The organism is Pantoea sp. 18069, assembly GCF_902706035.1.
GTDB lineage: Bacteria > Pseudomonadota > Gammaproteobacteria > Burkholderiales > Burkholderiaceae_C > Comamonas.
Genome location: NZ_CACSJA010000061.1, coordinates 1 through 14,245 on the forward strand (window position 1 = coordinate 1; position 14,245 = coordinate 14,245).

General features: G+C 63.9%; 13 protein-coding genes. 7 read left to right on the plus strand and 6 right to left on the minus strand.

Translation table 11 applies throughout. The features are described 5' to 3' along the window. From GVL12_RS27125 to mdeB, 3 genes are all read right to left on the minus strand, one after another. Positions 1 to 120: biotin/lipoyl-containing protein (locus tag GVL12_RS27125; RefSeq protein ID WP_368855051.1), on the minus strand; the 120-nt coding region annotated here is incomplete at its 3' end. A gap of 6 nt (positions 121 to 126) precedes the next feature. Further along, positions 127 to 1,467 (minus strand): dihydrolipoyllysine-residue acetyltransferase, encoded by a 1,341-nt coding sequence (gene aceF / locus GVL12_RS25150; protein WP_200844076.1) that lies wholly within the window; start codon positions 1,465 to 1,467, stop codon positions 127 to 129. After that, positions 1,464 to 4,124: an alpha-ketoglutarate dehydrogenase gene (gene mdeB / locus GVL12_RS25155; RefSeq protein WP_159918293.1), complete on the minus strand. Its 2,661-nt coding sequence runs from the start codon at positions 4,122 to 4,124 to the stop codon at positions 1,464 to 1,466. Before mdeB ends, aceF begins: the two co-directional genes overlap by 4 nt. Before the next feature lie 210 nt (positions 4,125 to 4,334). Here mdeB and GVL12_RS25160 point away from each other — a divergent pair, with 210 nt between their 5' ends. The 6 genes from GVL12_RS25160 to gorA all read left to right on the plus strand — a co-directional run bounded on the left by GVL12_RS25160 (position 4,335) and on the right by gorA (position 10,143). Continuing rightward, entirely contained in the window at positions 4,335 to 4,799 is a 465-nt protein-coding gene (locus tag GVL12_RS25160; protein ID WP_159918294.1) for an Lrp/AsnC family transcriptional regulator, read from the plus strand. A gap of 147 nt (positions 4,800 to 4,946) precedes the next feature. Further along, positions 4,947 to 5,480 (plus strand): MarR family winged helix-turn-helix transcriptional regulator, encoded by a 534-nt coding sequence (locus tag GVL12_RS25165; protein WP_159918295.1) that lies wholly within the window; start codon positions 4,947 to 4,949, stop codon positions 5,478 to 5,480. Between the two features lie 145 nt (positions 5,481 to 5,625). Continuing rightward, the gene (locus GVL12_RS25170) at positions 5,626 to 6,699 is read left to right on the plus strand and encodes an amidohydrolase family protein (protein ID WP_159918296.1); all 1,074 of its coding nucleotides are present in this window, start codon (positions 5,626 to 5,628) and stop codon (positions 6,697 to 6,699) included. Continuing rightward, a complete protein-coding gene (locus GVL12_RS25175; protein ID WP_159918297.1) occupies positions 6,692 to 7,675 on the plus strand; it encodes a tripartite tricarboxylate transporter substrate binding protein in 984 nt (327 codons plus the stop codon). Before GVL12_RS25170 ends, GVL12_RS25175 begins: the two co-directional genes overlap by 8 nt. Before the next feature lie 113 nt (positions 7,676 to 7,788). Continuing rightward, positions 7,789 to 8,754, plus strand: a complete 966-nt coding sequence (locus tag GVL12_RS25180; RefSeq protein ID WP_159918298.1) for a glutathione S-transferase family protein — start codon at positions 7,789 to 7,791, stop codon at positions 8,752 to 8,754. A 9-nt stretch (positions 8,755 to 8,763) separates the two neighbouring features. Continuing rightward, positions 8,764 to 10,143, plus strand: a complete 1,380-nt coding sequence (gorA, locus tag GVL12_RS25185; protein ID WP_159918299.1) for a glutathione-disulfide reductase — start codon at positions 8,764 to 8,766, stop codon at positions 10,141 to 10,143. Between the two features lie 226 nt (positions 10,144 to 10,369). On the opposite strand, the gene GVL12_RS25190 is transcribed toward gorA, so the two are convergent. From GVL12_RS25190 to GVL12_RS25200, 3 genes are read right to left on the minus strand one after another with little or no spacing between them, the layout of a single operon-like run. Then, positions 10,370 to 10,951, minus strand: coding sequence for a VOC family protein (locus tag GVL12_RS25190; RefSeq protein WP_159918300.1), 582 nt, complete (start codon positions 10,949 to 10,951; stop codon positions 10,370 to 10,372). A gap of 37 nt (positions 10,952 to 10,988) precedes the next feature. After that, the gene (locus GVL12_RS25195) at positions 10,989 to 11,828 is read right to left on the minus strand and encodes a fumarylacetoacetate hydrolase family protein (RefSeq protein ID WP_159918301.1); all 840 of its coding nucleotides are present in this window, start codon (positions 11,826 to 11,828) and stop codon (positions 10,989 to 10,991) included. Between the two features lie 10 nt (positions 11,829 to 11,838). Further along, positions 11,839 to 12,210: a hypothetical protein gene (locus GVL12_RS25200; RefSeq protein ID WP_159918302.1), complete on the minus strand. Its 372-nt coding sequence runs from the start codon at positions 12,208 to 12,210 to the stop codon at positions 11,839 to 11,841. Positions 12,211 to 12,440: 230 nt separating this feature from the next. On the opposite strand from GVL12_RS25200, the gene GVL12_RS25205 reads away from it, so the two are divergent. After that, a complete protein-coding gene (locus tag GVL12_RS25205) occupies positions 12,441 to 14,069 on the plus strand; it encodes an FAD-dependent monooxygenase (protein WP_159918303.1) in 1,629 nt (542 codons plus the stop codon). Positions 14,070 to 14,245: the final 176 nt, after the last annotated feature.

Sequence of the window (14,245 nt, forward strand, 5' to 3'; positions counted from 1 at the left end):
GGTGATCAGGCTCTGGTCCACGGCAACCGTGTCGCCGGGCTGCACCAGCAGCTCGATCACGCCGACCGTGTCGAAGTCGCCAATGTCAGGGACCTTGATATCAATGATGGCCATCTGCATGACTCCTTACAGCACGATGCGGCGATAGTCCGCCAGCAACTGGCCCAGATAGGCGTTGAAGCGCGCGGCCAGCGCGCCGTCGATGACGCGGTGGTCGTACGACAGCGACAGCGGCAGTTGCAGGCGCGCAACGAACTGCTTGCCGTCCCACACCGGCTTCATCTGGCCCTTGGACAGGCCCAGAATTGCCACTTCGGGCGCATTCACGATGGGCGTGAAATGCGTGCCGCCTATGCCGCCCAGCGACGAGATCGAAAAGCACCCGCCCTGCATGTCGGCGCCGCCGAGCTTGCCGTCGCGCGCCTTCCTGGCCAGCTCGCCCATTTCCTGGCTGATCTGCATGATGCCCTTCTTGTCGGCATCCTTGAGCACCGGCACCACCAGGCCGTTGGGCGTGTCCGCCGCAAAGCCGATGTTGAAGTACTGCTTGTAGACCAGCGTGTCGCCGTCGAGGCTGGCGTTGAACTCGGGGAATTTCTTCAGCGCCGCGACCACGGCCTTGATCACGAAAGCCAGCATCGTCACCTTGACGCCGCTCTTCTCGTTTTCCTTGTTGGTCGACACGCGGAAGGCTTCGAGTTCGGTGATGTCGGCCTCGTCATTGTTGGTGACGTGCGGAATCATGACCCAGTTGCGGTGCAGGTTCGCGCCGCTGATCTTCTTGATGCGCGACAGCTCCTTGCGCTCCACGGGGCCGAACTTGGCGAAGTCGACCTTGGGCCAGGGCAGCAGGTCCAGACCCGCGCCGCCGCCGGCTGCGGCCTTGGGCGCAGCCGCACCCTGGGCCTTGGTCTGCACCGCGCCGGCCATCACCTGCTTGGTGAAGGCCAGCACATCGGCCTGCGTGATACGGCCCTTTTGCGCCGTGCCGCTGATTTCCTCGAGCGGCACGCCGAGTTCGCGCGCAAACTTGCGCACCGAAGGCGAGGCGTGCGGCAGCTTGCCCGAAGGCGCTGCCGTGGGGTTGTGCGCAGGCACGGCGGCTGCGACGGGCGCCGCGGCCGGGACAGGGACAGGGACAGGGACAGGGACAGGGACAGGCGCCGGGGCCGGGGCCGATGCGGGCGCAGGCGATGGCGCGCCAGCCGCCGCCACAACAGCCGCCGCTGCGGCTTCGATCTCGCCGACCAGGTCACCGGTGTTGATCGTGTCGCCGACCTTGAGGGTCAGCGCCCTGATCACGCCGGCGGCCGGCGATGGAATCTCCATCGACGCCTTGTCGGATTCCACGGTGAACAGCGACTGCTCACGCTCGACCGTATCGCCCACGCTCACCAGCAACTCGATAACGGCCAGATCGTGCAAATCGCCCAGATCGGGCAGATGGATTGGCTGCAAAGTGCTCATGGCTGGATGGCCTCCGCAGCCACTGAGGCCTTTGCGACCCGCACAATGCTGGCGGCGTCGACCCCAAAGAACTGGCGCAGCGCGGCCCGGGTATCGCTGCGGCCAAAGCCGTCGGTGCCCACGGTGCGATAGCTGCGGCCGGCCGGCAGATAGGCCCGCACCGACTCCGGCACCGCGCGCACGTAGTCGCTGGCGGCAATCACAGGGCCGCGGGTGTCGGCCAGCACCTGGGCAATCCAGGGCGTGCCGGCAGCCATCTCGCCCTGGAGTGCACGCGCTTCGCAAGCCTGCCCCTCCCGCGCCAGTTCGCTCCAGCTGGTGACGCTGACCACGGTGGCAGCAATGCCTTCGGCGGCCAGGATTTCTGCCGCCTTGACCACCTCGGTCAGGATGGCGCCCGAGCCCATGAGCGTCACCCGGGGGCCGCAAGCCGTCGCGGCCGCCGGCTTGCGATCGAACACATACGCCCCCCGCAGGACCCCTTCGGCCGCGCCCGCAGGCAAGTTGGGCTGGGCATAGTTTTCGTTCATCAGCGTGACGTAATAAAACACGTCGCGCTGCTCGACCAGCATCTCGCGCAAGCCGGTGTCGATGATCACGGCCAGCTCCCCTGCAAAAGCCGGGTCGTAGGCCTTGCAGTTCGGAATGGTGGCTGCCACAAGGTGACTTGAGCCATCCTGGTGCTGCAGGCCTTCTCCTCCCAGCGTGGTGCGCCCCGAGGTGGCACCGAGCAGAAAGCCGCGTGCGCGCTGGTCCGCTGCGGCCCAGATGGCGTCGCCTACGCGCTGGAAGCCAAACATCGAGTAATAAATATAGAACGGCAGCATGGCCAGACCATGCACGCTGTAGCTGGTGGCCGCGGCCGTCCAGCTCGCAAGAGCGCCTGCTTCGCTGATGCCTTCCTCAAGGATTTGGCCATCCAGCGCCTCGCGGTAGGAAAGTACCGAGCCAATGTCTTCGGGCGCGTAGTGCTGGCCTACGCTGCTGTAGATGCCGACCTGCTTGAACAGGTTGGCCATGCCGAAGGTGCGCGCTTCGTCGGCGACGATGGGCACAATGCGCGGGCCCAGGTGCGCGTCCTTGAGCAAGTTGCCGAGCATGCGCACAAAGGCCATGGTGGTGCTCATTTCCTTGCCGTCGGCAGCCAGCGCGAACTGCGCGTACTTCTCCAGCGGCGGCACCGGCACCACGGCACAGACGGTTTCGCGCCGCGGCAGGTAGCCGCCAAGCGCCGTGCGGCGTGCGTTCAGATAGCGCATCTCGGGGCTGTCTGATGCCGGCTTGTAAAATGCCAGTCCCTTGGCCTGCTCGTCGGTCAGCGGCAGGTTGAAGCGGTTGCGAAACGCGATCAGATCGTTCTCGTCGAGCTTTTTCTGGCTGTGCGTGGTCATCTTGCCCTGGCCGGCTGCTCCCATGCCGTAGCCCTTCTTGGTGTGGGCAAGAATCACCGTCGGTTGGCCGCGGTGCGCGGCGGCGGCGGCGTAGGCCGCATGGATCTTCACCAGGTCGTGGCCTCCGCGCTTGAGGCCATCGATCTGCGCATCGCTCAGGCCCTGGGCCAGCGCGGCAAGCTCCGGGTTCTGGCCAAAGAAATGGTCGCGGTTGTAGCGCCCGTCCTTGGCCGCAAAGGTCTGCATCTGACCGTCCACCGTCGCGTCCAGCGTGCGCACCAGGCTGCCCGTCAGGTCGCGCGCAAACAGCCCGTCCCAGTCGCTGCCCCACAGGAGCTTGATCACGTTCCAGCCGGCGCCCAGGAAAAGCCGTTCCAGCTCATTGATGATGCTGCCGTTGCCGCGTACCGGACCATCGAGGCGCTGCAGATTGCAGTTGACCACCCACACCATGTTGTCCAGCCCTTCGCGCGCGGCCAGCGTGAGCGCGCTCATGGATTCAGGCTCGTCCATCTCGCCATCGCCAAACACGCCCCAAACCTTGCGTCCCGTGCAATCGAGCAGATTGCGGTGCGTGAGGTAGCGCATGAAGCGCGCATGGTAAATGCTGCTGATCGGCCCAATGCCCATCGAGCCGGTGGGGAACTGCCAGAAGTCGGGCATGAGCCACGGGTGGGGATAACTCGACAGGCCTTGGGCGCCCGCCTGCGGCGCGACGATCTCCTGCCGGTAGTGCAGCAGATCGTTCTCGCTCAGGCGGCTCTCGAGAAAGGCGCGCGAATAAACGCCTGGCGCACTGTGCGGCTGGAAGAACACCAGGTCGCCCCGGTGCTGGCCCGGCCCCGTGCCCTCGCGGGCGTGAAAAAAATGGTTGAACCCGGTCTCGAACAGGTCGGCCGCACTGGCGTAACTGGCGATATGCCCGCCCAGTTCGCCATACGCCTGGTTGGCCCGCACCACCATGGCCAAGGCGTTCCAGCGCATGATGGAAGCCAGGCTTTCCTCTACGGCCAGATCACCGGGAAAGCCCGGCTGGTCCTTGGCGGCGATGGTGTTTACATAGGAGGTGTTGAGGGAGGGCTTCCAGCCCAGGCCCAGCGCCCGTGCCTGGCAGAGCATTTCATCGAGAATAAAGCGCGCGCGCTCTGGCCCTTCGGTGGCCACCAAGGCCAGGAGGGCATCGCGCCATTCGGCGGTTTCCAGCGCGTCGACATCGCGGCCAGCGTCTGAGGCTTGCAGATAATGGGGGGAGGTAAAGGTGTTCATGGCCCCCTCACTATGCAGCGCAAGCGCCTGAATTGGCTGCTTATCTAGCCTGCTTGGAGTCGAGTTATCGGCATAAAATTTCGCCAGGTTTGATATCCTGAGAACTTCATGCCGGGACAGGCATTTCGCTTGCGCACCGGTGCCTCGCCACCAGCTGAATTCGCGCCCTTGCACGCCGCCGTCACCGCGAAGCACAACATGACCTTTATGATGGAATTGGACGCAATTGACCTGCGCATCCTGGCCGAGCTGCAGCGCGACGGCTCGCTGTCCAATGTGGAGCTGGCACGGCGCATCCACCTTTCACCGTCGCCGTGCCTGGCCCGCGTCAAGGCCCTTGAAGCCAATCAGGTGATCAGCCGCTATGTGGCCCTCGTCAACCCGGCGGCGCTGGGCCTGGGCCTGAGCGTCTTCATCAGCATCAGCCTGAAGACACAGGACAAGAAAGCCCTGGCGGAATTCGAGCAACGCATTGCCGAGCATGACCAGGTCATGGAGTGCTATCTGATGACGGGGGACAGCGACTACCTGATCCGCGTGGCGGTGACGGATATTGGCGCGCTCGAGCGCTTCATCCTGGATCAGTTGACGCCGATTCCGGGCATAGAGAAGATCCGGTCGAGCTTTGCGCTCAAGCAGGTGCGCTACAAGACGGCGCTGCCGCTTCCGGATTGAGACGAGAACGCATTTGGATTTTGTGTGCCTTGGCTTTCGCCACGGGGGCGCCTGCAGGTCATCAGGACAATCGACCATTAGACTTGGCTTTCCATCATCAGAACGGCAGAGCAACGCATGGTCAGCAGGAACACATCACAGGAGCACTTGAACGAGCCCTACAGACTGGACCAGTCCCTGGGCTATCTGCTGAATCGGTCGGCCGACATCGTCGCGGCCACCTTTGCCGATATCCTGAAGAAGGAAGCGATCAGCCTGGCCGAGTGGCGCGTGCTGACGGCACTCACGGATTGCAACGATCAGACCCTCAGCGAACTGGCCGCGCACGCGGGAACCGAACTGTCCTATCTCTCGCGGGTTGTCATGCAGGCCCAGGAGCGCGGGCTCGTGCATCGTTTCACGTCAAAGGAGGATAAGCGTTCCACGCGCGTCTCGATCACGGTGGAAGGACGGGCCTTGGTACGCATGGTCATGCCTCAGGCCAGAGCGCTTGAAGCGGGCTGGCTCCAGGGCATTTCCCAGCAGGACGTGGACAACATGCGCAAGACCCTGCAAACCCTTTATCAAAACGTGCTCAACCTTCACCCGGGCCTGGCGTCTTCGGGGCGCAAATTGACAGTTGCCCGCCGCATGCGCGACCGCAAAGACGCCCATGGAAGCGATATGGCCGGGCCTGGATAGCAAAGACCGAAGGACGCCCAGCGAGGCCTTTAGCGAAGCTGCGGGTTTTCACCAGCACCGCCAGATAAAAGGTAGCTTAAGCTACTATTTATCGCGGTGGCATTGGTGCCGCTGCGCCGTTGCCCAAAGGGCGAGAGGAGCTTCCATGTCCACGTATGACGGTCCTATCCTGGACGCATTCACCCATTTCCTGCCGCCTGAGTACATGGAGCAGGTGATACGCCGAACCACCAATCGCGACCTGTCCAAGCGATTGACTTCCATTCCTATGCTGTTCGACATCGACCGCCGGATGGACATGATGCTGCGCTGGCCCAACTACGCGCAGGTGCTGACTCTCTCGCAGCCTTCGGCCGACAGCGTCTGCAGCCCGGAGGATTCACCAGAGCTTGCGCGGGTGGGAAACAACGGCCTGGCCGCCATCGTGCAAAAGCATGGCAGGCACTTTCCGGCGTTCGTTGCCAGCCTGCCGCTGAACAACATACCCGCCGCGCTCAAGGAGTTCGACCGTGTCGTGAAGGACCTTGGCGCCGCTGGGGTGCAGATCGACACCAACATCCAGGGCGTGCCGCTGGATGATCCCCGGTTCTTTGCCCTTTTCGAGAAGGCGGTCGAACTGGATGTCCCGATCTGGATGCATCCACACCGCGGCAGCCGTCCTGCCGATTACCCGGGAGAGGACAAGTCGAAGTTCGAGATCTGGCAGGTGCTCGGTTGGCCGTACGAGACCAGCGTGGCCATGGCGCGGCTGGTGTTCTCCGGGGTTCTCAAGCGCCTGCCCACGCTCAAGATCATCACCCATCACCTGGGCGCGATGATTCCATTTTTTGAAGGGCGCATCGGGTCTTTGTGGGACCAGATCGGGTCGCGCTCCGCTGACGAGGACCTGAGCTACATCAAGGAGATGCTGGGCGGCCGCCCGGTCGACTTCTTCCGGAAATTCTACGGGGACACGGCCATTGGCGGCTCGCCCGCGGCGATCCGCTGCGGTCTTGAGTTTTTCGGCGAGGAGCAAGTGGTGTTCGCCAGCGACTGCCCGTTCGATCCTGAGGGCGGGGTCGGGTTCATCCGCGATGGCATAGCGGCCATCGAGCAGCTTGACTTGCCGATGACAACCATGCGCAAGATCTTCCACGACAACTCGGCACGATTGCTCAAGCTCGGCGGCACGGCTGCCGGCTCCTTGAAGATCGACACGAAGGAGGTGGAGCATGCTTGAGCGGTACCGCGTGCAACTGCGTACGGCCCTCATGGCCTGCCTCACATTGGGCTTCGGTGCTGTCCACGCACAGGCGGTGGTGTATCCCACGCAGCCCATCACCATCGTCGTTCCCTACACGCCTGGCAGTGGCGCAGACATCATCGCGCGTTCCATCGCGCCCATCATGTCGCACCGGCTGGGTCAGCCGGTTGTCGTCGACAACAAGCCGGGTGCCAGCGGGACCATCGCCATGATCCTCGTTGCCAAGGCAGCCGCCGATGGACACACGCTGCTGATGTCCGCGGACTCCATGACGCTGACGCCCAGCCTTTTCCCCAGAATCTCGGTCACACCGCACAAGGACCTGGCCGCGGTGGGCCGGGCAGCTGTCGGCTCCATGGGCTTGGTCGTGAACCCGTCCGTGCAGGCATCTTCCGTAGCCGAATTGGTGGCGCAGGCGAAGAGTCAGCCAGGTCGCCTGACGTATGCGACGCCTGGAAGCGCCTCGCCGCACCATCTGCTGATGGAGCTGTTCAAGCAATCCACCGGAACGAATCTGCTGCACGTGCCATACAAGGGCATGGCTGGTGCCGTGACGGATCTGGTGGGCGGGCATGTGCAGGTGGGCGTGATGTCGCTGCAAGTTGCGATGCCCCACGTCAACGCCGGCCGGCTGCGGCTGCTCGCCGTGGCGGATGACAAGCGGGTGGCCCTGGTGCCCTCCACACCCACATTCCGGGAAGCCGGATATCCCGAGCTGTCGCACTCCAACTGGTTCGGCTTGTTTGCGCCGCAGGCAACCCCCCCATCCACTCTTGACAAGCTCAACGCGGCGTTATTGGAGGCCCTTGCGCAGAAGGCTGTGCAAGAGACGCTGCAGGCCCAGGGATTGCTCGTGTCCACCAGCTCGCCTGCCGAACTCACCGTGCAGGTGCGCCAGGATGTCGAGCGCTGGACTCGAGTGGTGTCGAAGACCGGCATCAAGGCAGACTGATCGCATGGCGCAGCGAGGCATCGCTGCGCGGCTTCTCCCCATTCTCCCCATTTCCCCGCGCCAGAGATGGCAGCTGGCCGGCGCGGGACACCATCCAACCACAACCCATTCCTATGACCATCGATCTGGAAACAGCCGTCGCCAACGCGCGCGCCCAATTGTCTACTCCAACCGAACTGATCGGCCGCCCCACAGGGGCCAAGGCCCGGTTCGAGCTGTTCCACGCGCCGAACTCCATCTGCTCGCAGAAGGTGCGCGCGGTTCTCGCACACCACGAAATGGCCTATGTGTCGAATTCCATGAGCATCGTCGCAGGGGACACCTACCTGCCGGACTATGTGCGACTGCGAATGCTTGCGTGCGATCTCGAAGGACTGCCGCTGGCCTCGCTGCACACGGGCAGCACCGCGGTCGCGACAGGGGGCTGCGACCCTGCGGTTGTTCCCACCCTGGTGGACTGGTCGGCGGGCAAGGTCGTCATCGATTCGAAGCGGATCTGCATCTACCTGGACGATCTGTCCGATCGTCCCTTGAAACTGCGGCCGGACGATCTTGCGCAGGAGATCGACAAGGAATTGGACCTCGTCGACAGCCTTCCCAACTACCAGATGCTCGTCGGTGGCACGCCTGACTCGCACCGCTATGGCGCCTCTCCCCGAGCGGGAACGGGCGTGAACTTCGCCATGAACAAGGTCGCGCGGTGCGACCGCTATCTCGCCGATTTCCCCGACGACGAGACGCTGCAACGCGGATACCACGCAAAGCGTGCAAAAGAACTCAGTGCCGCCGAACAGCTATTCTCGCCGCAGGCAATGCTGGCGGCCTACGAGAGGGCCGAAGCCGCGTGCGACCTGCTGGAGCAGACGCTGGCCCGACGCGGCGCCGGATGGCTTTTCGGCAGCGAACTCTCCATGGCCGACCTGTTCTGGGCGATCGAGCTTTTGCGCATGAAGAACCTGGGCGCGGACAAGTTCTGGGCCGACGGGCTGCGCCCTCACGTTGCCGACTACATTCGCCGCAGCGAAGAAGCGGGCGCCATCCGCTCAGCGGTGCTCGATTGGCCTGGCGCCATTCACTAGGCCTACCCCATGACAAATCCTCGATTCGACTTCGATCTGTTCGTCATCGGCGGTGGCAGCGGCGGCGTGCGGGCGGCGCGCATGGCGGCGGCCGCGGGCGTGCGCGTCGGTCTTGCAGAGTGCTCGGCGCTGGGCGGTACCTGCGTGAACGTGGGGTGCATCCCCAAGAAGCTGTACAGCTTTGCCGCAGGGTATGCGACGGCCTTCAAGGAGGCTGGCGGCTATGGATGGAAATTGCCGCAGGTGCGCGAAGCACTGGACTGGGACCATCTCAAGGCGGGACGGGCGAAGGAGATCACCCGGCTCAATGGCATCTACCAGGATCTTCTTGTCCGGTCGGGAGTGGTGCTGCTGCCCGGCCACGCGTGCTTTGAAGGCGCGCATGTGGTGGTGGTCGATGGCAGGCGGTACACCGCCGAGCGGGTGCTGGTGGCGACGGGCGGCACGCCGCGGGTGCCGGGCATTGCGGGCCATCAGCATGCCGTCATCTCCGATGCCATGTTCGATCTCGACAGCCTCCCGGATCGCCTTGTCGTCGTCGGGGGCGGTTACATTGCCTGCGAGTTCGCCTCCATCTTCTCGGGCCTTGGCAGCCACGTGACGCTGGTTCACCGGCGCCAGCACCTGCTTGCCGATTTCGATGAGGACGCCGCGCATTTCCTCCAGCGCGAGCTGGCGGCCTCGGGCGTGGACATCCGGACGGACACCGAGGTCACGGCCCTGGAACGCCGCTGCGAAGGAGGGCGGCTGTTGGCGACATTGTCGGACGGGTCTGTGCTCGATGCCGCAACCGTGTTGTATGCGATCGGCCGGATACCGCGCACCGAAGGCCTGGGCCTGGAATCTGCAGGGGTCAAGCTGGACGCGGCGGGGGCGATCGTGGTGGACGCCCACTACTGCAGCTCCGCTCCCTCGATCTATGCAGTAGGGGATGTGTCAAGCCGAAAGCAGCTCACCCCCGTAGCCACCGCCGAAGCCATGGTGGTGGTCGATCGACTGTATGGAGACGGCGCCCGTCGAGTGAACTACGAGTTCATCCCGACAGCCGTTTTCACGCACCCGCAGCTCGCGTCCTGCGGCTATGGCGAGCGCGAGGCCCGGGCCCGCTTCGGCGCCGGGAACATCGTCGTCTACAGCAGCGACTTCAAGGCCCTCAGGCACAGCATGTCGGGCCGCAACGAGCGCACTTTCGTCAAGCTGCTCGTGAACAGAGTGGACGACCGGGTCGTGGGCCTGCACATGGTGGGCGATGAAGCGGGCGAGATCGTGCAGGGTTTCGCTGTTGCCATGAACGCGGGTGCGACGAAGGCGCATTTCGATGCGACCATCGGTGTGCACCCGAGCGTTGCGGAAGAGTTCGTTACGCTGCGCACTCCAAAAGCGCCATAGGGCGGGGAGGGCAGCCTCCCCGTCACTCCTTGGTCGGAGCCCCGCCGTTCGCATGGACCGGGGACTCTGGTGCCGGCGCGCATTCCACCCGCCCGATCGAAGCGGCCCGCAGCTCGCCAGGCATGCCGGGCGCATCGAAAAAAGCCCACAGGTGGGCTCAATCCTTGGAGGTATCGCTGGCCTCGCGGGCGATGGCCAGGCTGATAGCGGCTGGATAGACCGCGCGCTAGCCCATCAGTGTTCCACGGATATCGGAAACAGGCAGATGCTCCTTGCGAGGCAAAAGGGCGGCCTCCGGTTCTCCCAGGCGCAGTCGCGCGAGAAAGACCTCGGGGTCGAACTCGACTCCGATGGGATTCGTCTCGAAATGGGGGCCATTCATGAATCCGTTGGCATCGTCGTTGTTCGAGAAGCAGTCGGCCTGGAACTCCATCTGGTTGCCGTCCGGATCGGCGTAGTAGATGGAGACGGTCACGCCGTGGTGAATGCACCAGTAGGGCAGGATGCCCTTGGCCTTGAGTTCGGCGTACTTGCCGAGGAGCTCGGTGAGGCTTTGAAAACCATAGGCCACGTGGTCCATTCCAGGCTGGCCCCGTGGCGCAAGGGCTTGCGACTCGCCTTTGATGATGCCCAGGTTCAGCAATGCAACACGATGGTGCTCCTCATCGTAGGTGACGAAGGCGATGACGGGGTTCTGATATTGAACCTGGCCGCCGAACACGGTCACGTACCACTGCAGCATCTGCTCGAAGCGGTAGGTGCGGTACACGACGTGGGCAAACGACCGGGGGCGGATGGTGTTGGTCATGGGCAACTCCTGAAATCAATCTACCGTGTGGAAGGGCTCAGATCACACGCTGTGTCTGGGTACCGAGCGGGCCCGCGTCCAGCGTCATCACGTCGCCGCGGCGCAGGAACACGGGTGCAGGCTTCATCCCGAGTCCCACACCTTCGGGCGTGCCGGTGATGACGACATCACCTGGCAGCAGCGTCATGAACTGGCTCAGGTGCGACACCACCTGTGCGACGCTGAAAATCATGTCGGCGGTATTGCTGCGTTGCCGCACTTCGCCGTTCACCCTGAGTTCCAGGGGAATGGCCTGCGGGTCGGGCAATTCATCGGCGGTGACCAGCCACGGACCGATAGGACCGAAACCATCGAAGCTCTTGCCCTTGCCCCATTGGCCTCCTCGCTTGATCTGCCAGTCGCGCTCCGAAACGTCATTGGCAAGGCAGTAGCCTGCCACGTGCGACAAGGCCTTGTCGACCGGCACCTGCCGGGCCACGGTGCCGATCACGAAAGCGAGCTCGATTTCCCAGTCGCCGGCTTGCGAGCCCGGCGGCAGGGTGACATCGTCGTTGGGGCCGGCAATTGAAGTCAGGGCCTTGTTGAAGACCACCGGCTCCTGGGGAATCTCCATGCCTGCTTCCTGTGCGTGCTTGCGGTAGTTGAGGCCGATGGCGACGAACTGGCGGATACCCGCCACCGGCACGCCCAGCCGGGTGTGCTCGGGCACCAAGGGCATGCGCTCCAGATCGATCGCAGCCAGCGCATCGAGCTTCTCTGGCGCGAGCCACTCGGGAGTGAAGTCGGGAACGAGCAGCGACAGGTCACGGACCTTTCCTGCGGAGTCGAGTGCACCTGGTTTCTCTTGGCCGGGCAGGCCATGGCGTAGCAGCTTCATACGGAAAGTCTCAAGGTTTGGAGTCGGAAAGCATCGCGACCGGTGGGGCTTCGGTAACAAATTCGATGTGGCTGATGCTGCCGTCGAACAGGCCGATGGCCTCGACCACCTGGGGCCTCATTTGCCGGCGCTCATCGGACGCAAGCATGCGGTCCAGATCGGCGCGGTTGGCAAACCGCACAAGAACCTGGCAGGCAATGTCGGGAGGAGAGTCTTCCAGATTGCGCGGCCACAGCGCGGCCACATCCTGCACACCGGGAAGTGCTTTCAGGCCCGGCACCAGCACAGATTCCATGTGCTGCCTGAAGCGCTCTTCGGCACCGGCTTTTACCTTGCCGGTCCAGAACGCGGAACGTATCCATGGGGTTGTCTCGACTGTCACTGCCATCTCCTTTGTTATGGGATCGCATCGTATGGCCCGTCGCGTGATGGCGGGAGATGGGGAAAAGCCCGGGCCGATGCCGCAACTGAATCAACTTTGGGCGATATGCGTTCGGGTGATCGGAATCAGCTATCAGTGAAACGCTTGCGGCATCTGCCGGCCCGTGGCGTTCGTTTCTAAGATCGCCACTCGCAAATTCATCGCTGCGCCAACAAAGCAAGGAAGACAACATGATTCACTCCTCCCGCGCCACGCCGCGCGTTCTGATCGTCGGTGCAGGCCCCACGGGACTGGCACTGGCCATAGAACTGGGCCACCGCTCCATTCCCTGTCTGGTCATCGAGCGCAACGCGCGTGTGGGCCACGCGCCCCGCGCAAAGACGACGAATGTGCGCACCCGCGAACATCTCAGGCGCTGGGGCATTGCCAGCAAGCTGCGCGAGGCCTCGCCGCTCGGCGTGGACTATCCGTCGAACGTGCTCTTCGTCACGCGCCTGGCAGGGCATGAGCTGGCCCGTTTCGAGAACGCGATGTACTGCGCGCCCGGCAGGAATCCGATGTACTCCGAACACGCGCAATGGGTGCCGCAGTACACGGTGGAAGAGGTGCTGCGTGAGCACGCCGCATCGCTGCCCGGGGTTGAAATCCGCTTCAATTGCGAGCTGCTGGATTTCGAGCAGGGGGACGTGGTCTCGGCCAGGGTCAAGGATCTGGAGGCGGGGACCGAGACGCGGATCGTGGCGGACTTCCTGGTGGGGGCAGACGGCGCCCGCAGCGTGGTGCGCGACGCGATCGGCGCAAAGATGGAGGGTACCTATGGCCTCTCGCGCAACTACAACGTGGTGTTCCGGGCGCCAGGCCTCGACAAGGCGCACCGGCATGGGCCCGCCATCATGTACTGGCAGGTCAACGCCGACGTGCCCAGCCTGATCGGCCCGATGGACACGGGTGACCGCTGGTTCTTCATGCCCACGGCCGTATCGGAGAACGTCAAATTCCAGGCTGCCGATGCAGCCCCGCTGATCCGCCGCGCGACGGGTATTGATCTGCCCTATGAGATTCTCAGCTCGGACGAGTGGGTGGCCAGCAAGCTGCTGGCCGACCGCTACCGGCAAGGCCGGGTATTCCTGGCCGGAGATGCCTGCCACCTGCACCCGCCGTTCGGCGGCTATGGCATGAACATGGGCATTGCCGATGGCGTGGATCTGGGCTGGAAGCTGGCGGCCATGCTGCAGGGCTGGGGCGGGGGGAAGCTGCTTGACAGCTACGAACTGGAACGTCGCCCGGTTCACCAGTTCGTGCTGGATGAAGCGACCGCCAATCACTCCACACTGAGCAATCAACTGGTACAGAACGGCATGGAGGATGACTGCGCGGCGGGTAAGCAGGCCCGCGCCGACATCGGCGCACGCATCATGGCGACCAAGCTGCGCGAGTTCAATACGCTGGGCGTCGTCAAGGGCTACCGCTATGTGGCCTCTCCCATCATTGCCGGTGAAGAAGGGCCCGAGCCGCAGGCCGATTTTCTGAACTACCTGCCTTCGGCGCGCCCCGGCAGCATTGCCCCCCACGCCTGGCTGCATGACGGGCGTTCGCTCTATGACACGTTTGGCGCTGGCTTCACTTTGCTGGTGACGGACGGCTCGCAGGGCTCCGACGTGGAAGGGCTGCAGGCCGCAGCGCGGGCCTGCCAATTGCCGCTGACGCTTTCACTGGCCCCCCGGGGATCCGTGGCCGCGCTGTACGGCGCACGCTACGCCCTGATCCGCCCAGACCAGCATGTGGCCTGGCGTGGAGACAGCTTGCCCGGCGATGTGGCGGCGCTGCTGGCGCAGGTGAGCGGGCGCGCAGCTGAGTGACCATGGACTTCCCGGGGCCTGAGCTGGACCCGTAAACACGTTCTCAGAACCATCCCTTTCAAGGTGTTTCGATCGTGTTCATGTAACCTACTGAGCGCCCGAGGTTTGCGGGCGTTCAGGAGAAGAAAATCTGGCAAGAAGTCATTGAGCGGTTCGAGCAGCAGGCACCGGGTGCC

What these genes read in the sequence shown, in the direction of transcription:
- GVL12_RS25195 (WP_159918301.1), bottom strand. Translation starts at nt 11,828, where the DNA reads ATGAAGCTGCTACGCCATGGCCTGCCCGGCCAAGAGAAACCAGGTGCA.
- GVL12_RS25160 (WP_159918294.1), top strand. Translation starts at nt 4,335, where the DNA reads ATGGAATTGGACGCAATTGACCTGCGCATCCTGGCCGAGCTGCAGCGC.
- GVL12_RS25175 (WP_159918297.1), top strand. Translation starts at nt 6,692, where the DNA reads ATGCTTGAGCGGTACCGCGTGCAACTGCGTACGGCCCTCATGGCCTGC.
- GVL12_RS25205 (WP_159918303.1), top strand. Translation starts at nt 12,441, where the DNA reads ATGATTCACTCCTCCCGCGCCACGCCGCGCGTTCTGATCGTCGGTGCA.
- GVL12_RS25180 (WP_159918298.1), top strand. Translation starts at nt 7,789, where the DNA reads ATGACCATCGATCTGGAAACAGCCGTCGCCAACGCGCGCGCCCAATTG.
- mdeB (WP_159918293.1), bottom strand. Translation starts at nt 4,124, where the DNA reads ATGAACACCTTTACCTCCCCCCATTATCTGCAAGCCTCAGACGCTGGC.
- aceF (WP_200844076.1), bottom strand. Translation starts at nt 1,467, where the DNA reads ATGAGCACTTTGCAGCCAATCCATCTGCCCGATCTGGGCGATTTGCAC.
- gorA (WP_159918299.1), top strand. Translation starts at nt 8,764, where the DNA reads ATGACAAATCCTCGATTCGACTTCGATCTGTTCGTCATCGGCGGTGGC.
- GVL12_RS25190 (WP_159918300.1), bottom strand. Translation starts at nt 10,951, where the DNA reads ATGACCAACACCATCCGCCCCCGGTCGTTTGCCCACGTCGTGTACCGC.
- GVL12_RS25170 (WP_159918296.1), top strand. Translation starts at nt 5,626, where the DNA reads ATGTCCACGTATGACGGTCCTATCCTGGACGCATTCACCCATTTCCTG.